Source organism: Brevundimonas guildfordensis (assembly GCF_014836405.1).
GTDB classification, from domain to species: Bacteria; Pseudomonadota; Alphaproteobacteria; order Caulobacterales; family Caulobacteraceae; genus Brevundimonas; species Brevundimonas guildfordensis.
The window spans coordinates 742515-764122 of sequence record NZ_JACSQU010000001.1 but is presented as its reverse complement, the minus strand read 5'-3'; the positions used below and the strand labels follow the sequence as shown (position 1 = coordinate 764122).

The window sequence follows — 21608 nt, the reverse complement described above, 5'->3', positions numbered from 1 at the left end:
GAAATCGGATCAATGAAAGTCCCGCGACCCCGGCAGGATGCGCACGTCGCGCGGGTGTCGGTGGGACGGGTGGTGCGACGGCTGCGGGTGAGCGACGACGTCTGCGCGAGACAGTTGAATGTGGGCCTCGTGGTCCTCCGACAGGCGGGACAGTTCTGCGCTGCGGTCGAAGATGCGCCGGGCGACCACGTGGACCACGCCCTCGGGGCTTTTCTCGACGACGCCTTCGACCTGCATCAGGCGGGCGCCCATGACCTCGCGTCGGAACTGGTCCAGCATCCGCGCCCACAGGACGACGTTGGTGATGCCGGTTTCGTCCTCCAGGGTGACGAAGACGGCGTTGCCCTTGCCCGGCCGCTGACGCACCAGGACCACGCCTGCGACCTGTATGACGGAGCCGCCGCGCTTGGCTTCGGTCGCCGCGCAGGTCAGCACGCGGTCAGCGGCGAAGACGGGGCGCAGGATGGCCATGGGGTGGGCCTTCAACGACAGGCGCGCGGTCTGGTAGTCGGCGGCGACGTGCTCGCCCAGCGGCATCAGGGGCAGTCGAGCGTCAGGTTCAGCCCCCAGTTCGCGGGCGCCGCGCTCGCGGGCCTCGGCGGCGGCGAACAGAGGCAGAGGATCGTCGTCGGGCAGGCGACGCACCGCCCACAGGGCCTCGCGACGGTCCTGACCCAGGGATCGGAAGGCGTCCGCGTCGGCCAGCTTGCGCATGGCGGCGCCGGGCAATTCGGCGCGTCGGGCCAGGGTTTCGATATCGGCGAAGGACGCCACGGCCCGCGCCGCCGACAGGGCCTTGGCCCAGTCTTCCCTGAAGCCGTCGATCTGGCGCAGGCCCAGACGCAGGACCGGGGCGTCCGCAGGCCCTTCCAGACTGTTGTCCCAGTCGCTGTGCGAGACGTCGATGGGGCGCACCTCGACCCCGCCGACCTCCTGAGCCTCGCGCACGATCTGGGCGGGCGCATAAAAGCCCATGGGCTGGCTGTTGAGCAGGGCGCAGGCGAAGGCCGCCGGGTGGCGGTGCTTGATCCACGACGAGACGTAGACCAATCGGGCGAAACTGGCGGCGTGGCTTTCGGGGAAGCCGTAGGAGCCGAAGCCCTTGATCTGGTCGAAGCAGCGCTGGGCGAAATCGGGTTCATAGCCGCGCGCGATCATCCGCCCGACCATGCGAGTTTCATAGGTGAGTAGGGTCCCGTCGCCGCGGAACGTGCCCATGGCCTTGCGCAGTCCGTTGGCTTCTGCGTCGGAGAAGCGGGCGGCGACCATGGCGACCTTCATGGCCTGCTCTTGGAACAGGGGGACGCCCAGGGTTCGGTACAGCACCTGTTTCAACTCGTCGGGAGGTCCGTAGAGGCGGCCTGGCGAAGGGTAGTGAGCCTCCTCCACGCCGTTACGTCGGCGAAGGTACGGATGGACCATGTCCCCCTGGATCGGGCCGGGACGGACGATGGCGACCTGAATCACCAGATCATAGAAGGCTCGCGGCTTCAGCCGCGGCAGCATGTTGATCTGGGCGCGGCTCTCGACCTGAAATACGCCAACGGAGTGGCCCCGGCACAGCATGTCATAGACGTCAGGGTCCTCGGACGGGAGGGCGGCCAGGTCATGCTCGACGCCCGAATGAATCTTCATCAGGTCGAAGGCCTTACGGATGCAGGTCAGCATCCCCAGCGCCAGGACGTCGACCTTCATCAGGCCCAGAGCATCGATGTCCTCCTTGTCCCATTCGATGAAGGTGCGATCCGGCATGGCGGCGTTGCCGATCGGGACGGTCTCGTCCAGCCGTCCCTGGGTCAGGACGAAGCCGCCGACGTGTTGAGACAGGTGGCGCGGGGCGTTGAGCAGGCGTGACGCCATATCGACCGCGCGGATGATCATGGGATTCGCCGGGTCCAGTCCGGCCTGCGCGACATGATGATCGCCGATCTCGGTTCCCCAACTGCCCCAATGACTGGCGGCCAGGCGTGCGGTGACGTCCTCGGTCAGACCCAGGACCTTGCCGACCTCGCGTATCGCGCTTCGGGGGCGGAAGTGGATGACGGTGGCGGCGATGCCGGCGCGATGACGCCCATAACGGGCATAGATGTACTGAATGATCTCCTCGCGCCGCTCATGTTCGAAGTCCACGTCGATGTCTGGCGGCTCGTCGCGGCTGGAGGACAGGAATCGCTCGAACAACAGGTCGTGGCAGGCGGGGTCGACGCTGGTGATCCCCAGCACGTAACAGACCGCCGAATTGGCGGCCGATCCGCGCCCCTGACACAGAATGCCTTTGTCCTCGGCCGTGCGGACGATGTCGTGGATAGTCAGGAAATAGGGCGCCAGACTGCGCTCAGCGATGAAGACCAGTTCCTTCTCGAGCAGGCCCGCAACCTTTGGCGGCGCGCCGCCCGGATAGCGGACCCGAGTGCGGCGCCGCACCAGTTCCTCCAGCCAACCCTGGGGCTCCCACCCTGGCGGTACGGGCTCTTCTGGGTATTCGTACCTTAGGTCGCTCAGATCAAACGTGGCCCGCGACAGGAAGGCGATCGCCTCGCCCACAGCCTCTGGCGCGTCTTTGAACAGACGCATCATTTCGGCGGTCGGCTTCAGCCAGCGTTCGGCGTTGCTTTCCAGCCGACGGCCGGCGGTCTCGATGGCGACCCCTTCGCGGATGCAGGTCAGCACGTCCTGCAGATCGCGATCCTCGGGCGCGGCGTAGAGGACGTCGTTCAGCGCCAGCAGCGGAACGTCCGCCCGCGCCGCCATGGCCTTCAGCCGGGCCAGACGGCGCCGGCCGTCGCCGCGCCTGTGCAGGGCGGCGCCCAGCCAGATCGCGCCCGGCGCCGCCTCGTTCATGCGGGCCAGAACCTCCTCCAACCCGGTCAGCCGGTCTGGCGGGACGAGGATCAGCAGCAGGTCTTCGGGATCAGCGAGCAGGTCGCGCAGGCCGATCTCGCACTCGCCCTTCCTGGCGCGGCGATTGCCCAGGGTCAGCAGCCGGGTCAGACGGCCCCAGCCCGCGCGCGTTTCGGGATAGGCGATGACGTCCGGCGTCCCGTCGTTGAAGACCAGCCGCGCGCCTGTCAGCAGGCGGAAGTCCGCCGCGCGCCGCTTCACCTCTTCGGACAGGGCCGGATCGTTCAACGGGTTCTCGATGAAGGCGATCTCGCCCGGACTGCCGCCCTCGCGCACCTTGTCCGGCGGAGCCAGGCCCTCGACGCGGAGGGCCTTCAGCGCGCTCCAGGCCCGCACCACGCCCGCCACGGTGTTGCGATCGGCCAGCCCCAGTCCGGCATGGCCGCGCAGGATCGCGGTCTGCACCAGGTCCTTGGGGTGCGAGGCCCCGCGCAGGAAGGAGAAGTTGCTAGCCGCGGCCAGCTCGGCGTAGGCGCCGCAAGGGTGCAGGACGGTCATGACGGCGCTCATGCGAACAGGCCGTGGATGAACCAGCGCGGTTCGGGCGCTTCGCCATAGAGGCCCTGGCGGAACAGCCAGAAGCGGCGGCCCTCCCGATCCTCGACCCGGTAATAGTCCCGGGTGCGCTGGTTCGGCGCGCGCCACCATTCGCCGCTGATCCGCTCGGGGCCCTCGGCGCGCGTCACCTCATGCAGCACCCGGCGCCAGCGGAACTTCAGGGGATAGCCGTCGGGGACCTCGGCCAGGGTCTCGACCGGCTGGGGCGGGTCGAACATCTGCAGCGGCCGCAAGGGCGGATCGTCGGGATCGAGGGCAGGCCAGGTCTCGTCGCCATGGCGGGCCGAGGCCGGAACCAGCCGCGCCCCCCGTTCGGGAATGTGAGAGGCGAAGGGCTCGAAACGCAGCACCGCCTCTGGCCCCAGACGTGCGGTCAATCGGTCGATCAGGCGGCTGAAAGCCTCTTCGCCGGCCGTTTCGCGTTCCAGCCCCTGCTGGGTCGGCGCCAAAGCCTGGGTCCAGGGCACGGCCATCCGCATCTGGTCGAAGCCGAAACCGGCTTCCAGGGGATTGGCCAGAGCCGCCATCCGCTCGCGGAACAGCCGCAGGGTCACGGGGGCGTCGCGGGTCGGACGGCTGGTGCGGACGACGATCCGGCGCGTTTCGCCGTCCACACGATAAAAGCCAGCCTCGAAGGCGCGGCCGCCCAGGCCTGTCTGGCCCAGCCGGTCCATGGTCTCGACCAGCAGGTCGGACAGAACCCGCTCGATGTCTTCAGGCGCCGAGATCGGCTCGAAGAAGACGCGGTCGACGACCACGGGCGCGGGCGGGCGATGCGGGGTGATGCGCATGTCCTCGTCGCCCAGAACCCGCGCCAGCCGGGCAGGAAAATCGGCGCCGAAGCGGGCGGCCAAAGGCGCGCGGGGGCGGTCGTCCAGGTCGGCCAGACGCTTCAGCCCGGCGCGGCGCAGAGCCTGTTCCTCCTTTTCGGGTAGTTCCAGCGCGGCGACGGGCAGGCGACGCGCAGCGGCGCGATCCTGATCGGGCTCAAATCGGCCGCCGGGGCCGAAACGGGCCAGGGCGCGAGCGACCTGGGGCGTGCCGGCCAAAGCGCACCGGATTTTGAGTCCGGCGCGTTCGGCCCGCGCCTGAACCGTCCGCATCAGGTCCGTCTCTCCGCCGAACAGGTGGGCGCAGCCGGTCACGTCCAGCATCAGGCCATGCGGCGGGTCCAGCGCGATCATCGGGGTGAAGCGGCCGAAATCCTCCAGCACCCGCGTCAGCAGGGCGTCGTCGAGGTCCGGCCGATGGGCGACGACGCGCAAGGCGGGCGTTCGCGCCCGCGCATCGGCCAGGGCCAGGCCGGGGGTCAGTCCCGCCCGCGCCGCCGTCGGATCGACCGCCGCCAGCCGCAACGCGCCCTTGATCTTTTCGGCGAGAACGACGGGCGGCGCCTCCTCAGGCGGCGCGTCGTCCCGCTGCTCCTGACGCCGCAGCCGGTCGCTGGGCAGCCAGGGGAACCAGACCGCCAGATAACGGCGCGGGGGGGCGGAAGGTTCGTTGCTCACGATCCCACTCCATGATCCAGGTTCCGGTCGCCCCGCCGCCGCGCCGCCGCAGCAGGGTCGCCGAAAAAGACGGCCGCCCCGGCGCTCCGTCTTCCAGGGGTTCTGAAGCGCAAGAGGCCACCGACCAACGGGTCTCAGCCGCGCTGGGGCAGGGCAGGGCGCCCGCCCGGGCCAGGAACAGGGCGGCGCCGCCGGTCTCGGCCGCCAGGGCCAGCCGCCGGCTCGCCGTCAGATTGAAAGCCTTGGCCTCGCCCCAGGCGCTCAACAGCACGGCGCCGATGGCCGGACTGCGCAGGGCCTCTTCACCGACAGCCAGCAGGGTCTGCACGTCGCGGGTCCGCACCAGCAGCAGATCGCGCGGCGATAGCCCCATCTCATGCAGGCCCGGCCCATGCGGTCGTCCCGCCTCCTGCGCCATCACCTCATGCAGGCCCCAGACGATCGGCCGCCTTGCCGCCGTCCGCATCGCCATGCCGAGGCCGAAAGCGTTGACCGCCACGGCGTCGGCGGGCGCGGCGGCGTAAAGATCGTGAACAACGCCCGCGGCCAGTGGGGCGAAAGCGCCGTCATCCGCACGACGCACAGTCGTACTGACGCGGCGCGCGCCACATCGCTCAAGCGCCTCCAGCCGCGCCTTCAGCGCGATCAGCGCCTCTGGTTGTGAACAAATGTTCTTCATTTGTTCTATATGCGCTCTGACCTCTGGGAGGAGTCAAGCGAAGCAGAAAGATTATCCAGACCTCTGAGCGGAAGGCGCAGCGCCACTCAAGCGACGTGCCGATACAAGCCCAATCGCGGTTCGGCGCTCGTCGTTCAGATTGTTGGGGATTTCAATCCCCCGAGTGGCTCCGCGGGTAGGATTCGAACCTACGACCAGCCGATTAACAGTCGGCTGCTCTACCACTGAGCTACCGCGGAACATCCCCTCGGGGGAGGCCGGCGTATAGCAGCGCCTTTTCGATTCATGCAACGGGTAAAACGCAGAAATCGCCAAATTTTTTCGCAAAGCCCTGCGCTACAAGGGTCGGCATGACTCCAATCGCTGTTCTTGATCCCGATGATCCCCGCGTGGCCGCTTTTCGCGATGTTAAAGAGCGCGACCTGACAGGGCGGCAGGGACTGTTCGTTGCCGAGGGCGAGGTGGTTCTGCGCGTCCTGGCCTCCGGGACGTCGCTTTGTGCGCCGGCAGCGGTGCTGATCGCCGAGAAGCGGCTGGAGGGGCTGAAAGAGGTGCTGGGGCGTCTTCCGGCCGACGTACCCGTCCATGTCGCGCCCCAAGCGGTTCTCAACGCCGTGGCGGGGATTGACCTGCACCGGGGCATCCTCGCCCTGGGCCGCAAGCCGAACCCGGTCGAGCCGGGCGCTCTACTGGATCGACTGCCGGAGCGGGCCGTCATCGTGATGGCGTGCGGAATCGGCAATCACGACAATATGGGCGGGCTGTTTCGCAACGCCGCCGCTTTCGGAGCCGGGGCGGTGCTGCTGGATCGGACCTGTTGCGATCCGTTTTATCGCAAGTCGATCCGTGTCTCAGTCGGCGCGGTCTTGCGCACGCCTATGGCGACGGGGTTGGAGGCGGGGAGCATGATCGACCTGCTGCAGGACAGGGGTTTCGAAGTGCTGGCCCTGACGCCGTCGGCGGATCAGGCGCTGGCGGAACTGCAACCCGCGCCGCGCACTGCGATTTTGTTGGGCAGCGAAGGGCCGGGCCTTTCGCAGGAAATCATCGCGCGCTGCCGCCCGATCGGCATCCGTATGGCGGGCGGGTTCGATTCGTTGAACGTGGCGGCGACCAGCGCCGTGGCCTTGCATCACATCACGACGGCGAAGTCGGCTGAAGGCTGAAAACAAGAAAGCCGCCCCGAAGGACGGCTTTCTCGATGTTCATCGCGATGGAGGCCTGACCGGGAATCGAACCCGGGTGCAAGGATTTGCAGTCCTCTGCGTCACCACTCCGCCATCAGGCCGTGACCCCGGTTTCCAGGGGCCCCGCCATCGCGAGGGCCGTCAGCTATCAGATCGGATTGTCCGCTGCAACGCACGGACCTATAAGCGCGTCACATTTCTTCGCCTAAGCCGACCTGAAGGACTTCGGATTATGGATTTCGCCGCCGCCCGCAAGGTGATGCTGGACTCGCAGGTCCGCGTGAACGACGTCACCGACCGCCAACTGCACGCCGCCATCGGCGCTGTGCAGCGCGAGCGATTCTGCGCCCCTGACCGCGCCTTCTCGGCCTATGCCGACGTCGAGCCGGAGATCGCGAACGGTCGCCGCCTGATGTTGCCGCGCGATGTGGCCAAGCTGCTGCAGGGGTTGGACGCCCGTGCCGGCGAGAAGGCGCTGGCGATCGCGGCGCCCTACGCCGCCGCCGTTCTGGCGCACATGGGCCTGAAGGTCACGGCTCAGGAATCGGACGCGGCCGTGCTCGAGGTGGTCGGCGCGGCGTTGACCGAGGCCGGCGTCGAGACGGCGGTCGCGCCGCTGAGCCAGCCGCAAGGCGAGGGCTATGACCTGATCGTCAGCGAAGGCGCGGTGATCGAGCGTCCCGATTCCTGGATCGCGGCACTGCGTCCCGGCGGTCGTCTGGCCGTTGTGGAGCGCGACGGCGCCAGCGGCGCGGCGGTTCTTTATGTGCGCGGCCGTGAAGGCGTTTCGCGCCGCGAACTGTTCGACGCAGCGCCTGATCTCCTGCCGGAAATGACGCCAGCGCCGGCGTTTGCGCTTTAACGCCTGCTTCGCGACGGAACAGGCATCGCGCTGCGTGAAAAAAACTTAACTGGCGTCGGGCGAGCCTAGCCGCCAACTACGCCGTTAGAAGGCACTACAGGCGCGCCGAACGGGGGGCGTCAGGCAGGGACAGGTTCATGTTGAAACGCTCGCGCGCGCTCGCTTCGGTCGCTCTGGTCGCATTGACGATGGGAGCGACGCCGGTTCTGGCCGAGTCGCTTCAGGAAGCGATCGGCCTGGCCTACCGGACCAATCCATCCTTGCTGGCCCAGCGCGCCAATCAACGCGCCCTGGACGAATCCATTGTTCAGGCGCGCGCCGGACTGCGACCGACCATCAACGCATCGGCGGGCGTCGACTACAGCCGCACCCGCACGGATCGCGTGACAACGACCGTTCCCGGCCAGTCTTTCCCGATCGACACGGACGGCGACGGCGTGCCGGACGCTACGGGCACGCTGCCGGGCAGCACCACCACCAGCGGCGGCACGATCGAAAGCGACGGCGCCAGCGCCAGCGTCAGCCTGAGCCAGAATATCTGGACGGCCGGCCGGGTGTCGCACGGCATTTCCGCCGCTGAAGCCAACGTTATGGCGGGCCGCGAAAACCTGCGCCAGGTCGAGCAGCAGGTGATGACCTCGGTCGTCCAGGCCTACGCCGACGTCGTGCGCGACCTGGAAATCCTGCGCATCCGCCAGGAGAATCTGCAGGTGCTGCGCCGCCAGCTGGACGAATCGAACGCCCGTTTTGAAGTGGGCGAGATCACCCGCACCGACGTGGCCCAGTCTGAGGCTCGTTTGGCTCAGTCCGAATCGGACCTGGCCAGCGCCCAGGCGCAGCTGTCCGTCTCGCGCGCGGCTTATGCCGCCGTGGTGGGGCAGGCGCCGTCCAACCTTCAGGCCTTGCCGGTCCTGCCCGGGCTGCCGTCGGATTTCGATGCGGCGATGGATGTCGGCCTGGCTGAGAACCCCGGCGTTCTGGCCGCCCTCTACGCCCAGCAGGCGGCAGAGGCGAACGTGGCGGCAGCCCGATCTGAGTATCTGCCTTCGGCGCGTCTGACGGCGTCTTATGGCGGTACGGCCAACGACCTTTCCGGCTTTGACCTGTCGGACCGCACCAGCTTCACCGCAGGGGCTTCGGTCTCGGTGCCGCTGTTCACGGGCGGGCTGAACCGGTCGCGCGTGGCGCAGGCTCTGGAGCGCGCCAACGCCGCCCAGATCAACGTCGAGGGCCAGCGCCGCACCGTGCTGCAATCGGTCAGCTCGGCCTATGCTCAGAGCGCGTCGGCCAGGTCCAGCGTCGCCGCCGGCCAGGAAGGCGTTCGCGCCGCCTCGGTCGCCGCTGAGGGCGTTCGCCAGGAAGCGCAGGTCGGCCTGCGCACTACGCTGGACGTGCTGAACGCCGAACTGGAACTGCGCAGCGCCGAGGTCGCCCTGGCCAGCGCGCGGCGCAATGAATATGTGGCCCAGGCTCAGCTGCTGGCGGCCATGGGACGGCTGGGCGGCCCCAATCTGGATCCGGCCATCGACGCCTATGATCCGGCTGACAACTACAACGCCATCCGCAATCGCGGCGCCCTGCCGTGGGACGGCCTGCTGGAGACGCTGGATCGGGTCGCGGCGCCCGCCGTCGTGCCCGCGGCCGACGCCGAAGACGCCCCCGTGGACCGCCAGCTGAAGGGCGAAGTCGTGCGCACAGCCCCGCAAGGCTAAAGCCTCGCCATGGCGGACGCGTGAAAAACGTCCGTTGATTCCGACCGAGGTTGATGCGACGACAGGACGGGGGCGAGGCGAGTCTATTTTGTCCGCGCCCGTTCGCCCTGTGCTGTTTCCGGCTCAACGGGTGATGACCGAGATCGAGCACCGAGGTGAAGGCTCCGACATGACCGACCAATCCGCTCAGGAACCCACGATGGAAGAAATCCTGGCGTCGATTCGCCGGATTATTTCTGAAGACGACGCCCCGGCGGAAGCCGCAGCCGCGCCCGAGCCGGAACCCACGCCTGAGCCTGAGCCCGAACCCGAAGCGGCGCCGGTAGTCGCCGCCGTCGAGGAAGACGTGCTTGAGCTGACTGAGCCTTACGAGGCCCCGCCGGCCGAGGCCATCGGCGATCTGGACGTCGCCGACGCGGCGCCGTTCCCCGTCGAGGCGCCCGTCGCCGGAGAACCTGCGCCCATCGCTGCGGCTCCCGAGGGGGACGCTCTGGTCGGTGAAACCGCCGCCGCCAGCGCCGCCTCTGCGTTTGCTGGTCTGGCCGCCAGCTTCCAGAAGCCTGAGCCTGCGCCGATCGCTTCGGCCGCCGACATGAACTTCATGAGCGGCAACACGGTCGAGGCCATGGTCCGCGAAATGCTGCGCCCGATGCTGAAGGACTGGCTGGACGCCAACCTGCCCGCCATCGTCGAGACTCAGGTGCGCAAGGAAGTCGAGCGCATCGCCCGCAGCGCAGGCTGATCGCCTCGAATATCGCCGAGCTTTTACGACGCCCCTCAGTCCGCTGAGGGGCGTTCGTTTTTCCAGTCGAACAGAGCTTCCAGCAGGCGCACGGCCTGACCGCGCTCGCTGGTCAGGTCGGGATCGCGGCCCAGCAGCAGGCGCGCATCGTCCGCCGCCGCCAGCAGCAGCGACCGATGCCGGATCGGGTCGGCGAAGCGATAGGCCGGGAAGCCGCTCTGCTTCAGGCCCAGAGGATCGCCGCCGCCACGCAGGCGGAAGTCTTCCTCGGCGATGACGAAGCCGTCCTCGGTGCGTCGCAGGGTCTCCAGCCGCTCCTTCGCCGTCTCGCCCAGAGCGCCGTCCTCGCCGCCGTACAGCAGGATACAGGAACTGGCCTTGGCCCCGCGCCCGACGCGCCCGCGCAACTGGTGAAGCTGGGCCAGCCCGAAGCGGTCGGCGTGCTCGATCACCATGATGGAGGCGTTGGGCACGTCGACGCCGACCTCGACCACGGTCGTCGCGACCAGAACGGGCAGACGCCCCGCCGCGAACTGCGCCATCACGGCCTCGCGCTCGGCGCCCGGCATCTGGCCGTGGGCGAGGCCGACCTCGGTTCCCAGCAGTTTGCGCAGGTCTTCGGCCCGATCCTCGGCCGCGGCCAGGTCGATGGCTTCGGATTCGGCCACCAAAGGGCAGATCCAATAGGCCTGGGCGCCGGCTTCGACGGCCGCCTTCAGCCGGTTGGCCACCTCGCCGATGCGCGCCAGCGGCAGGACGGCCGTGGTCACGGGCGTGCGACCCGGCGGCTTCTCCATCAGGCGGCTGACTTCCAACTCGCCGTATTGCGTCAGCTCCAGCGTGCGCGGGATCGGAGTCGCCGACATCGTCAGCAGATGGACCCCGCCCAAAGCCGGATCGCCCTTGGCCTGCAAGCGCCGACGCTCGCGCACGCCGAAACGGTGCTGTTCGTCGATGACGGCCAGCGCTAGCCGGTGGAACTGCACCGCGTCCTGAAACAGGGCGTGGGTGCCGATGGCGACCTGCGCCTCGCCCGAAGCCAGGGCCGCTAGCTTGCTGCGCCGCTCGGCCGGGGTGTCGCGCCCGGTCAGCAGCAAGCTGCGCACGCCCGCCTGATCCAACAGGAGCGACAGCTTGTCGTAATGCTGGCGCGCCAGGATTTCGGTCGGCGCCATAAGAGCGCCCTGGAAGCCGCTGCTGGCCGCATCGGCCAGAGCCAGGGCCGCGACCGCCGTCTTGCCTGAGCCGACGTCGCCCTGAAGCAGCCGACCCATCTGCTCGCCCGACGCCAGATCGCCGCGGACTTCGGCAATGGCCTGTTCCTGGGCGCCGGTCAGTGCGAAGGGTAGGGCGGCGAGCAGGCGGGCTGAGGCCTCGCCCGGCGCAATGCGGGCGGCGGGCGTGATCTGGCGGGCGCGACGACGGCGCGCCAAGGCCAACTGATGCGCGAACAGTTCATCATAGGCCAGACGCTGGCGCACCGGCGCGTCCGGCGTCAGGTCGGCCTCGCTCGCCGGGGCGTGCAGGGCCTCCAGCGCCGGGCGCCAACCGCTCCATCGCCGCGCGGCCAGCCAGTTCGGCTCCTGCCACTCGGGAAGCTCGGGCGCGAGGGCCAGCGCGCCCTGCGCCAGTTTGCGGATCTGGCGAGAGGTCAGCCCCTGTGTCGCCGGATAGACCGGCTCGGACAGTGGAATCTCGTCCGCCTTCTCAAGCGGTAGAATGTAGTCGGGGTGGGCGATCTGGACTTCGCTGTTGAAGCGCTCGACCTTGCCGGTCACCAGCCGTCGCGACCCGCGCGGGGCCAGGCTCTCGATATGGCGCGGCGACCCGGCGAACCAGATCAGATGGATGAAGCCCGTCTCGTCGATGGCGCGGACCTTGATCGGCGCGCCGTGCTTGTGCGGCGGGATCAAGCGGTCGATCGTCACCTCGAAGACGCCGATCTCGCCGTCGACGGCCTCCATCGCCGTGGTGCGGCGCCGCTGGATCACGCCGCTGGGCGACAGGAACAGCACGTCGCGCACCAGCGGACCCGCTACCCTCTGCACCAGGGGCGCGCTGCGCGGCCCCACGCCTTTCAGCGTGGTGACGTCCGCGAACAGGGGAAAGAGAATCTCGGGCCTCATGATGATGCAGCATAGCTGGCGCAGCGGCGTCTGGAACGCTATCTGATCCGCCTCTTACCGAAGTGAACGGACAGGCAAGGAAACAGCGTGGCCGATATCGACGCACGTCCTGAGGACGCCCAGAACACCGACGACCGCAAGACGCGCCTGGGGCGCCTGTCCTTCCGCGCCTGGCGCCGGGGCTTTCGCGAGGCGGACATGGTGCTGGGGCCGTTCACCGATCAGGTCGCGCCGACGCTGAACGACGACGAACTGACCGAACTCGAGACCCTGCTGGATGAAGAAGATCAGTATCTCTACGCCTGGATCATCGAGCGCGAGCCGACCCCGCCTGAGTTCGACGGACCGATGATCGCCCGCATCCGCGCCTTCATGCGCGAGCACGTTGCGGCCGAAGTCGCCAAGGGCATCGGCTGATGGACGGCGCGCCGGCGCGGGCCGACATGGAGCTGGGCGGCGCGCCCGAGGGGCTGGACGCCCTCATCGTCGCTGATCGCGTCAAGGCCCAGGGCGGGACCGCCCTGTTCGGGGCGCGCGACTATCAGCGCACGGGAAACTTCATCCAGGCGTTTCGGTTCTTTGCCAAGGATATTGAAGTTATTGAATATCCGTCGTGGGACTGCCTGCCTTATGACCGGCTGAGCCCGACGGCTTCGGTCGCCGCCCAGCGCATGGCGACGCTGACGCGGCTGGCGACACGCGATCCGGCGGACAGGACGCCGCTGCTGGTGGTCGCCACCGTTGCGGCCGCCGCCCAACGTACGCCGCCGCGCAGCGCCGTGACCGGCGCTGGGTTCGCCGCCAAGGTCGGCGTCGATCTCGATACAAACGCCTTGGAACGCTACGTCGCGGCCAACGGCTATGTGCGCGCCTCCACCGTGTCGGAGCGCGGCGAATATGCCGTGCGCGGGGGAGTGATCGACGTCTTCCCGCCGGGCTTCGAGGAGCCGGTTCGCCTCGACATGTTTGGCTCAGAGCTGGAATCGATCCGCGCCTTCGATCCCGAGACTCAACGCTCGACGCGCCAGTTGAAGGCGGTTTCCCTCTCGCCGGTGTCGGAGGTTTTACTGGACGCCGACGCCATCTCGCGTTTCCGCAGCGGCTATCTGAACCTGTTCGGCGCGCCGGGCGACGAACCCATGTACGCCGCCGTCAGCGAGGGCGCGCGTCGCCAAGGCGTCGAGCATTGGCTGCCGTTGTTCTACGACCGACTGGACACGCTGTTCGACTATCTGCCGGACACGGCGCCGATCTTCCTCGATAGCCAGGCGGAACAGGCGCGGGCAGAGCGCTGGAACCTGACCGTCGACGCCTATGAGGCGCGCAAGGAGGCGGCGCGCGGCAAGGGCGGGGCGGCCTATCGCGCTCTGCCGCCGGCGCGCCTCTATCTTGACGACGGCGACTGGAACAGCGCCCTGGCGGGACGCGCCGTGCGCCGCCTGTCGCCACTGGCCGCCGGTTCGGGCGAGGACGCCGGCGGCCGTCTGGGCCGCAGCTTCGCCGCCGAACGGTCGCAGGACAGCGTCAACCTGTTCGCCGCCGTCGCTCAGCACGCCGAGGCGCTGAAGGGGCAGGGCAAGCGCGTCCTGTTCGCCTCATGGTCCGAAGGCTCCGCCGAGCGTCTGGCCGCCATGCTGGGCGATCACGGCCTGACGCATGTCGTGGCGGTGCGCGACTGGGACGATGTGAAGAGGGCGCCGGACGGCCTTTATCTGCGCGCGGTGCTGCCGGTCGAGCACGGCTTTGTCACCGACGACCTGGCCGTCATCTCCGAGACCGACATCCTGGGCGACCGCCTGGCGCGGCCGAAGCGCAAACGGCGGGCGTCGAACTTCCTGGCTGAAGCTTCGGCCCTGACGGCGGGTGATCTGGTCGTCCACCTGGATCACGGCATCGGCCGCTATGAAGGCCTGAGGACGCTGGAGATTCAGGAGGCGCCCCACGACTGCCTCGAACTCCTCTATGCCGGCGAGAGCAAGCTCTACCTGCCGGTTGAAAACATTGACCTTCTGACGCGCTACGGAACGGACGCAGAGGGGGTTCAACTGGACCGTCTGGGCGGCGCGGGCTGGCAGGCGCGCAAGGCCAAGGCCAAGGAGCGCCTGCGCGCCATGGCCGAGGGGCTGATCGCCCTGGCCGCCAAGCGGGCGCTGCGCGTGTCCGACGCCATCGTGCCGCCGTCGGGCCTGTTCGACGAGTTCTGCGCCCGCTTCCCCTATGAGGAGACGGACGACCAACTGAACGCCATCGGCGACGTGCTGGAGGACCTGGGCAAGGGCACGCCGATGGATCGCCTGATCTGCGGCGACGTCGGCTTCGGCAAGACGGAGGTCGCCCTGCGCGCCGCCTTCGTCGTGGCCATGACGGGGCAGCAGGTCGCCATCGTCTGTCCGACGACGTTGCTGGCGCGTCAGCACTTCAAGACGTTCAGCGAACGTTTCGCCGGCTGGCCGATCAAGGTGCGCCACCTGTCGCGTATGGTCACGGCCAAGGACGCAAACGAGACACGCGCGGGCCTGAAAGACGGTAGTTTCGAGATCGTCGTCGGCACCCACGCGGTGCTGGCCGATCAGGTCGGCTTCAAGGATCTGGGCCTCGTCATCGTCGACGAGGAGCAGCACTTCGGCGTCAAGCACAAGGAGAAGCTGAAGTCCCTGCGGGCCGATGTTCACCTGCTGACGCTGACGGCGACGCCGATCCCGCGCACGCTGCAGATGGCGCTGTCGGGCATCCGCGAGATGTCGATCATCGCCACCCCGCCAGTCGATCGCCTGGCGGTGCGGACCTATGTCACGCCGTGGGATCCGGTATTGGTGAGAGAGGCTCTGCTGCGTGAGAAGTATCGCGGCGGTCAGGCCTATTACGTCGCGCCGCGCCTGAAAGACTTGCCGGACATCGAGCGGTTCCTACGCGAACAGGTGCCGGAGGTGAAGTTCGTCGTCGGCCACGGCCAGATGAGCCCGACCCAGCTGGAAGCCGTCATGAGCGCCTTCTATGACGGCGAATATGACGTGCTGGTCTCGACCACCATCGTCGAAAGCGGCATCGACATACCCACGGCCAACACCCTGGTCGTGCATCGCGCCGACATGTTCGGTCTGGCCCAGTTGCACCAAATTCGGGGCCGCATCGGCCGCTCCAAGGCGCGGGCCTTCGCCTATCTGACGACCGATCCGACCAAGCCGCTGAGCCTCTCGGCTGAGCGGCGGCTGCAGGTGCTCCAATCGCTGGACAATCTGGGGGCCGGCTTCCAACTGGCCAGCCATGACCTGGATCAGCGCGGCGGCGGCAACCTGCTGGGCGACGAACAGTCCGGCCACATCCGCGAGGTGGGGGTCGAGCTCTATCAGCAGATGCTGGAAGACGCCGTGGCTGAACTGCGGGAACAGGGCGAGGCCGCCCCGGATCGCGGCTGGTCGCCCTCGATCAACGTCGGCGCGGCCGTATTGATTCCAGAGGATTACGTTCCGGACCTGAACCTTCGCCTCAGCCTCTATCGTCGCCTGTCCGATGCCGAGAACATGGAGGATCGCGAGGCGCTGGCGGCCGAGCTGATCGACCGGTTCGGCCCTTTGCCCGACGAGGCGCAGCAGCTTCTACGGATCGTCGGCGTCAAGGCCAACTGCCGCACGGCCTGCATCGAGAAGATCGACATCGGGCCCAAGGGGGCGGTGCTGACCCTGCGCAACAACACCTTCCCCAATCCGATGGGTCTGGTGGGCCTGATTCAAAAGAACCACGCCTTCTGGAAGATCCGCCCCGACCAGAAGATCGTGGTGAAGGGCGACTGGCCCACGCCAGACGACCGTCTGAAGGTCGCCGAGCGCATCACCGCCGATCTGGCGCGGGTTGCGGGCGCGGCCTAGCCCGCACGCGCCTTCATGCTGCGGACCAGGGCGCCGAACAGGTTGACGTAGTCGTCGGTCCAGGGGCGCACCGCGGTCGGCTCCAGCTTGCGCCAGCGGCCGTCGGCCTTGAAGTCGGCCAGACCTTCGGGCGTGGGCGAGATAGCCAGGGCTTCGGTCGAGGCCTCGGCCATCAGGGCGGCGTCGGGGTGCTCGATGTAGATCTGGTGCAGTTCGGCGGCGCCGAGTTCGCGCGCGGCGGCGACGGCGGGCAGGGTGATCTCCAGATTGCGGTTTGACAGGTGCAGCACCACGACGCCCTTCGGCTTCAGCAGCTTGAGATAGCCCTCGATCGCCTCGCGCGTCAGCAGATGGGTCGGCACCGCGTCGGATGAGAAGGCGTCGATGACCAGCAGGTCGTAGGAGCCTGCCGGCTCCTTGCCCAGCGTCAAACGTGCGTCGCCCAGGACGGTCCGGATCGGGCCTTGAGCGCAGGCCGAGATGAAGGTGAACCACTTCGGATCGCGCGACAGCCTGTCGACCATCGGATCGATCTCGAAGAAAGTCATCTGATCCGAGGCGCGCTTATAGGCGGCCATGGCCCCCGAACCCTGCCCCACCACGCCGATGACGGCGCCCGGGCCGCGGGCCTGGATCAATTGGGCGGCCTGCCCGAGAGGCGTGGTCTCGGCATAATACATGGTCGGCGCGCAGGCGAAGTCGGGATTGCGCGCCTGGGCGCCGTGCAGGGTGGTGCCGTGCATCAGCACATGGACGTCGCCGCCCATCTTGGGATCGGGGGTAACAGCCACCCGCATGACGCCGAAGAAGCTGCGCTCGGACAGGCTCCAGTCGTAACCTCGGCCGATGTAGTGGGCCGACAGCGTCATGGCGGCGACGACAGCGGTGAACATCACGACGCGATCGCGGACCAGGAAGGCGCAGATGGCGGCAGCGCCCAGAATGATCTGCGCCGTTGCGGTCAGGCCGAATTCGCTGAACACCGTGCGCAGCGACGCATCATAGCGCATCATCTCGAACAGCAGGGGAACCGCCACCGCGATCGTGAGGCCGGCGGTCATCAGCCAGACTTCATGTTTGGCGGGACGCGTGCCTAGCCACGGTCGTGCCAGACAGACCAACACCATGACCAACGGATACTCGAGCACGGTCTCGAACACGGCGGGCGCCAATAAGGCGGTGAAGGCCCCGCCGAGCACGCCGCCCAGAGACATCAACAGGTAGAACTCGGTGAGCCGGTCCGGCGCTGGGCGTCGGGCGGCGAGCTGCTGGTGGCACATCAGCGTGGTGAAGAAGAAGGCGGCCAGGTGCACGCCCAGCAGCATCAGCCAATGCCCCGTCGTCATGCCGACCATGGCGGCGATCATCACGGTGAAGGTCGCCTGCAGGATCAGGGTGACGGGCAGAGGAATCCACGGCCTGGTCTGGAAGGCGATGACGAAGGTCAGCAGATAGAGCGCCAGCGGCGCGACCCACAGGAAGGGGGCCGAAGCCACGTCTGTCGAAAGGTGGGCGGTCACCCCCAGCATCAGGCTGGAGGGCGCAGCGGCCAGCAGGATCAGGATAATCTTGCGCGTCCAGGGGATTGGCGGGCTACGCTCGTCCGAGGCGGCGGTGCGCGCGGCGCCGAGACCGCGCGGCAGGATGACCGCCAGCAGCACGATCATGGCGGCGAAAACGCCGTATCCGACGGTCCAGCCGATCCTTTGCCCGGACAGGGACGCCAGCGGCTCGATCAGGATCGGATAGGCCAGAAGCGCCAGGAAGCTGCCGAGGTTGGAGGCGGCGTACAGCACATATGGGTTGGCTCCGTCAGGGCGACCATAGCGAGCGCGCGCGTACCATGCCTGGAGCAGCGGCGCCGTGGCTGACAGGATAGCGAAGGGCGCGCCGACCGAAAGAAACAGAGCGCCCAGCAGCCAGCCGATCGGCGCGGCTGGATCGGGATCCCCCAGCGTCTCAGTAATGCTCAGCGGCAGGAAAACGGCCGCCGCCGCCAGCAGCACTAGATGCGTGACGGCCTGCCATCGCACCGACGGTATCCGTTGCAGCAGGTGGGCGTAGAGATAGCCCGCCAGCAGCGCCGCCTGGAAGAAGACCATGGCGGTGTTCCACACCGATGGCGATCCGCCCAGCAGCGGCAGCACCAGCTTGGTCGCCATCGGCTGAACCAGGAAAACCAGGCTGGCCGAGGTGAAGATGGCGACGGCGAAGGCGGCAGGTGTTATCGCATCGATCCTGCGATGCGCCGGAGACAGGACGTGTTCGGTCATGCGCTGCTTTCGACCTGGAACGGGTGATTCCGCTGGGGGAGGCTAGGACGACTCGAGGATGGAGCGAATTCCCATGTTGCCGCAGGACGTCGAGGCGACCGCTGAAAGCGTGGTCCGCCATGCAATCAGCGCCGGTCTGATGATCGCTACGGCCGAAAGCTGCACCGGCGGGCTGGTGGCGGGCGCCCTGACGGCGATCGCAGGCTCTTCGGCCGTCGTGGATCGGGGCTTCGTCACCTACAGCAACGAGGCCAAGATGGAGATGCTGGGAGTCCAGCAAGACGTGCTGGCAAACCATGGCGCCGTGTCCGAGCCGACGGCGCGGGCCATGGCCGAAGGGGCGAGGACGAATTCACGCGCCCAGGTCGCGGTGTCCGTCACCGGCATCGCCGGGCCGGGCGGCGGGTCGGACGACAAGCCGGTCGGCCTGGTTCACTTCGCCGTCGCGCGGGCCGACGGGTCCGTCGCCCATGTTGAAAAGCGCTTTGGCGCCATCGGGCGCGACCAGGTGCGGTTGGAAAGCGTGCGCGTGGCCTTGGGCCTGTTGCAGGACGCCGTGACGCGATGAGCGACCCGGTCATTATCGACGCGCGCGGCCACAAATGTCCCGTGCCCAGCCTCAGGCTACGCAAGGCGATGGAGGGCGGCCGCGCGGGCGAGCATTGGACGCTGTTGGCGACAGACCCGATGGCGCGGATCGATGTGCCCTTCCTGATGCAGGAGTTAGGCGGTCAGGTGGTTCAGATCATCGAGACGGACGGCGTGCTTCGGATCACTGTCGAGAGCGGCGACGTTCGGACAGGCTGACAACTGTATCGGGATAGGTCTCGGACGGCGGCAGGGAGGTGCGCTTTTCCCAGTCGATTTCCAGCTCCGTCGCGAAGGCGCCGCCATAGAAGACGGCGTTGACGTTCCACGACAGCCAGATCAGCAGCACCACCACGGCGCCGACCGAGCCGTAGGTCGCGCCCAGATGCACGATCTGCTCGACGTAGATGGTGCACAGCCACGAGAAGAAACTGGACATGACCGTCGCGACCAGGCCGCCGATGACCGCCGCCTTCCAGGCGACGCGCTTGGCGTGCGCCATGGCGTAGCGATAGAGCATGGTCAGTCCCAGCCACAGGCCGAGAGCGGGCCACAACCCATCGAGCGGCAGCGTCAACCAGCCGCCCGGTTGGTCGACATAGGCGTGCTCCATCAGACGCGAGGTGACGACGGCGCCTGACACCACTGTGAACAGCACGAAGGCCGCTAGCGCGACCAGGAAGGCCAGCAGGTTGAACTTGAAGAAGCCCAGCGGCTTGGTCTCGTCGTGGATCAGGTTCAGCCCCGCCAGCAAGGCCTTGAAACCCCGATGCGCAGCGTAGGCGCCGATAACCAGGGCGATTGCGCTCTGCAGCGACACGGTCCGCGCCGAGGTATTGGCCAGGCGGTCGATCTCGTTCAGGAACAGGGTGCGCGCGGCCGAGGGGATGACGTCCGCCAGGGCGGCCGCCTGTTCGCTCACCTGCCCTATCGTCAGCACGGCCTTGTAGAAGCCGATCAGGATGGCGATGGCCGGGAACAGGGCCAGCAGGGCGAAAAAGGAAACCCCGCCGGTGTAGAGCATGACGTCCCGGCCCCAGCTTCTGGCGAAGGCGCGGCCTGCAAGGCGCGCCATGTGCATGGGCAGGTCCGCGAGCGGTAAGGGCTGGGTCAATCCAAGGCCTCGTCGTCGAACAAGCGGGGGGATTAACCCCATTCGGCATGAAGTTGGAACCCCTGATCCGTCGCCCGGCGATATGTCGCCTTGCCCATTGCGGGTCGCCGCCACGCCGGTATCATGCCCCAAGGCTCGGATACGGCGGCGGGGGCGGCCGACCGAAGCCAGGAGATCGTTGCTTGCATCCCAATCCGCGCGTGCTGGTCGTCGCCGGCGCTGACGATTCCCTGGATTCTCTGTGCGAAGGCCTGGATCAACTGGGGTGGCGAACCCTGACCGCGCGCGATCTCGACGCGGCTGTCCTGGCGCTTGACGACCTTACGATTGACGCCGCCGTGGTGGATACGTCGTTGCTGGACGCCTCGGCCATTGCGCGGCTGCGATCCGCGACCGACGCCCGCTATCTGACCATTCTAGGCGTGGGCGCGCCGAAGGGGGCCGGCCTTAATGGGTGCGATCTGACGCTGTCCAAGGCTCCGCATCCCGCTCAGGCGGCGATGCGTCTGGAGCAGATGACTCGCGCCGCGGTGGCGGAGGAAGAATTCGTTCTGCGCCAGGCCACCTTCAGCCAGCACGGCGTCAACCTGGCGGCGCCTGACATGGAATCGACACCGCTGAACATCCTTACCGCCGGTGCTGCAGATCGTCGCTTTTTGGCGCTGTCTAACGCACTGGTGGCGTTGGGGGCCGAGGTGGTGGCGGCGCCGACCCCATATACTGCTTTTGACTATCTGCATGAGCGCGCGTTCGACGGCGCCGTGCTGTGGGGTGATCGTTCGCACGCGCCGGCCTTGGCGATCGCTGCGGGAATGCGTCGCAACACGCGGCTTTATCATATTCCGCTGACGCTCTACCTGCGGGACGAGGAGGCGGGCGAGGCCCTGGGCGACCTTTACCGGCGAGGGTTCGCCGACGTCGCCGATCCGACCACGCCGGAAGAAGACGCCGCAGCCCGTATTGTCGCCCTGGCGCGCAATCATCGCCGTCAGCAGGGACTGCGCCGGGCGCTGGATGCCGTGCGCAGCAGCGAACTGATGGACGCGGCGACTGGACTGTTCAGTCGCGACCTGTTCGCCTCGCATCTGGGCCGATTGACGGACGGCGCCCGACTGCGCTCGCGGCATTTGTCTGTGGGCGTCCTGCGTGTGGCGGAGCGTCAGCAGATGGGCGAATTGCGGGCGGGCGGCTGGCTGGAGAGGGCCATGCCCCAGGTCGGCGCCATGGTGTCGAGGCTGGTGAGGGTCGAGGACACCGCTGCGCGCCTGTCGAGTGAGACCTTCGCACTGGCCTTGCCTGCCGCCGACGAGGCCTCCGCCCGCGTCACGGCTGAGCGGATTGCGGCCGTCATCGCCTGCACCGCCTTCGACGCCGGCAAGGATCGCCCGCCGTTCGTCGTGGAACTGGACGTAGGGGTGGCCCAGCTGAGGCCCGACGACACGGCGCTGACCCTGCTTGAGCGAGCCGCAGACGGACTAGCGCGCGTCTGACG

The 21608-nt window shown here is 67.9% G+C and carries 15 protein-coding genes and 2 tRNA genes; 9 read left to right on the top strand and 8 right to left on the bottom strand.

Features of this window, described 5'->3' with window-relative positions; genetic code table 11:
- Positions 1-9 precede the first annotated feature (9 nt).
- The 4 genes from H9656_RS03690 to H9656_RS03675 form a co-directional block, all read right to left on the bottom strand.
- Positions 10-3399, bottom strand: coding sequence for an error-prone DNA polymerase (locus H9656_RS03690; protein ID WP_191742896.1), 3390 nt, complete (start codon positions 3397-3399; stop codon positions 10-12).
- A gap of 8 nt (positions 3400-3407) precedes the next feature.
- Positions 3408-4967 carry a Y-family DNA polymerase gene (locus H9656_RS03685; RefSeq protein ID WP_191742895.1) on the bottom strand — a complete coding sequence of 520 codons (1560 nt, stop codon included), beginning with the start codon at positions 4965-4967 and terminating at the stop codon, positions 3408-3410.
- On the bottom strand, positions 4858-5646 hold the full coding sequence (locus tag H9656_RS03680; RefSeq protein ID WP_191742894.1) for an ImuA family protein: 789 nt from the start codon (positions 5644-5646) through the stop codon (positions 4858-4860). Before H9656_RS03680 ends, H9656_RS03685 begins: the two co-directional genes overlap by 110 nt.
- Before the next feature lie 164 nt (positions 5647-5810).
- Positions 5811-5885: transfer RNA gene (locus tag H9656_RS03675), tRNA-Asn, on the bottom strand.
- 111 nt (positions 5886-5996) lie between these two features.
- Here H9656_RS03675 and H9656_RS03670 point away from each other — a divergent pair.
- Positions 5997-6812, top strand: coding sequence for a TrmH family RNA methyltransferase (locus H9656_RS03670; RefSeq protein ID WP_191742893.1), 816 nt, complete (start codon positions 5997-5999; stop codon positions 6810-6812).
- 48 nt (positions 6813-6860) lie between these two features.
- Here H9656_RS03670 and H9656_RS03665 read toward each other — a convergent pair.
- A tRNA-Cys gene (locus H9656_RS03665) sits at positions 6861-6934 on the bottom strand.
- A 131-nt stretch (positions 6935-7065) separates the two neighbouring features.
- Between H9656_RS03665 and H9656_RS03660 the strand changes: the two genes are divergently transcribed.
- From H9656_RS03660 to H9656_RS03650, 3 genes are all read left to right on the top strand, one after another.
- Entirely contained in the window at positions 7066-7695 is a 630-nt protein-coding gene (locus tag H9656_RS03660) for a protein-L-isoaspartate O-methyltransferase family protein (RefSeq protein WP_191742892.1), read from the top strand.
- Positions 7696-7832: 137 nt separating this feature from the next.
- Positions 7833-9407 (top strand): TolC family outer membrane protein, encoded by a 1575-nt coding sequence (locus H9656_RS03655; RefSeq protein WP_191742891.1) that lies wholly within the window; start codon positions 7833-7835, stop codon positions 9405-9407.
- A 169-nt stretch (positions 9408-9576) separates the two neighbouring features.
- Positions 9577-10149 (top strand): DUF2497 domain-containing protein, encoded by a 573-nt coding sequence (locus H9656_RS03650; RefSeq protein WP_191742890.1) that lies wholly within the window; start codon positions 9577-9579, stop codon positions 10147-10149.
- 35 nt (positions 10150-10184) lie between these two features.
- Here H9656_RS03650 and recG read toward each other — a convergent pair whose 3' ends face one another.
- The gene (gene recG / locus H9656_RS03645; RefSeq protein WP_191742889.1) at positions 10185-12275 is read right to left on the bottom strand and encodes an ATP-dependent DNA helicase RecG; all 2091 of its coding nucleotides are present in this window, start codon (positions 12273-12275) and stop codon (positions 10185-10187) included.
- Between the two features lie 87 nt (positions 12276-12362).
- Here recG and H9656_RS03640 point away from each other — a divergent pair, with 87 nt between their 5' ends.
- Positions 12363-12692 (top strand): FAD assembly factor SdhE, encoded by a 330-nt coding sequence (locus H9656_RS03640; protein ID WP_024352864.1) that lies wholly within the window; start codon positions 12363-12365, stop codon positions 12690-12692.
- Complete coding sequence (mfd, locus tag H9656_RS03635) at positions 12692-16141, top strand: transcription-repair coupling factor (RefSeq protein WP_191742888.1); 3450 nt, start codon at positions 12692-12694, stop codon at positions 16139-16141. Before H9656_RS03640 ends, mfd begins: the two co-directional genes overlap by 1 nt.
- Here mfd and H9656_RS03630 read toward each other — a convergent pair.
- Positions 16138-18414, bottom strand: coding sequence for a fused MFS/spermidine synthase (locus H9656_RS03630; protein WP_191742887.1), 2277 nt, complete (start codon positions 18412-18414; stop codon positions 16138-16140). The genes mfd and H9656_RS03630 overlap by 4 nt on opposite strands.
- A 73-nt stretch (positions 18415-18487) precedes the next feature.
- Here H9656_RS03630 and H9656_RS03625 point away from each other — a divergent pair, with 73 nt between their 5' ends.
- The gene (locus H9656_RS03625) at positions 18488-18982 is read left to right on the top strand and encodes a CinA family protein (RefSeq protein WP_191742886.1); all 495 of its coding nucleotides are present in this window, start codon (positions 18488-18490) and stop codon (positions 18980-18982) included.
- On the top strand, positions 18979-19221 hold the full coding sequence (locus H9656_RS03620; protein ID WP_191742885.1) for a sulfurtransferase TusA family protein: 243 nt from the start codon (positions 18979-18981) through the stop codon (positions 19219-19221). The genes H9656_RS03625 and H9656_RS03620 overlap by 4 nt, the downstream gene beginning before the upstream one ends.
- On the opposite strand, the gene H9656_RS03615 is transcribed toward H9656_RS03620, so the two are convergent.
- Positions 19187-20116, bottom strand: coding sequence for a YihY/virulence factor BrkB family protein (locus tag H9656_RS03615; RefSeq protein WP_225212210.1), 930 nt, complete (start codon positions 20114-20116; stop codon positions 19187-19189). The genes H9656_RS03620 and H9656_RS03615 overlap by 35 nt on opposite strands.
- A gap of 182 nt (positions 20117-20298) precedes the next feature.
- Between H9656_RS03615 and H9656_RS03610 the strand changes: the two genes are divergently transcribed.
- A complete protein-coding gene (locus H9656_RS03610) occupies positions 20299-21606 on the top strand; it encodes a diguanylate cyclase domain-containing protein (RefSeq protein ID WP_191742884.1) in 1308 nt (435 codons plus the stop codon).
- The last annotated feature ends 2 nt before the right edge of the window (positions 21607-21608 follow it).

What these genes read in the sequence shown, in the direction of transcription:
- H9656_RS03690 (WP_191742896.1), bottom strand. Translation starts at nt 3,399, where the DNA reads ATGACCGTCCTGCACCCTTGCGGCGCCTACGCCGAGCTGGCCGCGGCT.
- H9656_RS03680 (WP_191742894.1), bottom strand. Translation starts at nt 5,646, where the DNA reads ATGAAGAACATTTGTTCACAACCAGAGGCGCTGATCGCGCTGAAGGCG.
- H9656_RS03670 (WP_191742893.1), top strand. Translation starts at nt 5,997, where the DNA reads ATGACTCCAATCGCTGTTCTTGATCCCGATGATCCCCGCGTGGCCGCT.
- H9656_RS03660 (WP_191742892.1), top strand. Translation starts at nt 7,066, where the DNA reads ATGGATTTCGCCGCCGCCCGCAAGGTGATGCTGGACTCGCAGGTCCGC.
- H9656_RS03655 (WP_191742891.1), top strand. Translation starts at nt 7,833, where the DNA reads ATGTTGAAACGCTCGCGCGCGCTCGCTTCGGTCGCTCTGGTCGCATTG.
- H9656_RS03650 (WP_191742890.1), top strand. Translation starts at nt 9,577, where the DNA reads ATGACCGACCAATCCGCTCAGGAACCCACGATGGAAGAAATCCTGGCG.
- recG (WP_191742889.1), bottom strand. Translation starts at nt 12,275, where the DNA reads ATGAGGCCCGAGATTCTCTTTCCCCTGTTCGCGGACGTCACCACGCTG.
- mfd (WP_191742888.1), top strand. Translation starts at nt 12,692, where the DNA reads ATGGACGGCGCGCCGGCGCGGGCCGACATGGAGCTGGGCGGCGCGCCC.
- H9656_RS03630 (WP_191742887.1), bottom strand. Translation starts at nt 18,414, where the DNA reads ATGACCGAACACGTCCTGTCTCCGGCGCATCGCAGGATCGATGCGATA.
- H9656_RS03625 (WP_191742886.1), top strand. Translation starts at nt 18,488, where the DNA reads ATGTTGCCGCAGGACGTCGAGGCGACCGCTGAAAGCGTGGTCCGCCAT.
- H9656_RS03620 (WP_191742885.1), top strand. Translation starts at nt 18,979, where the DNA reads ATGAGCGACCCGGTCATTATCGACGCGCGCGGCCACAAATGTCCCGTG.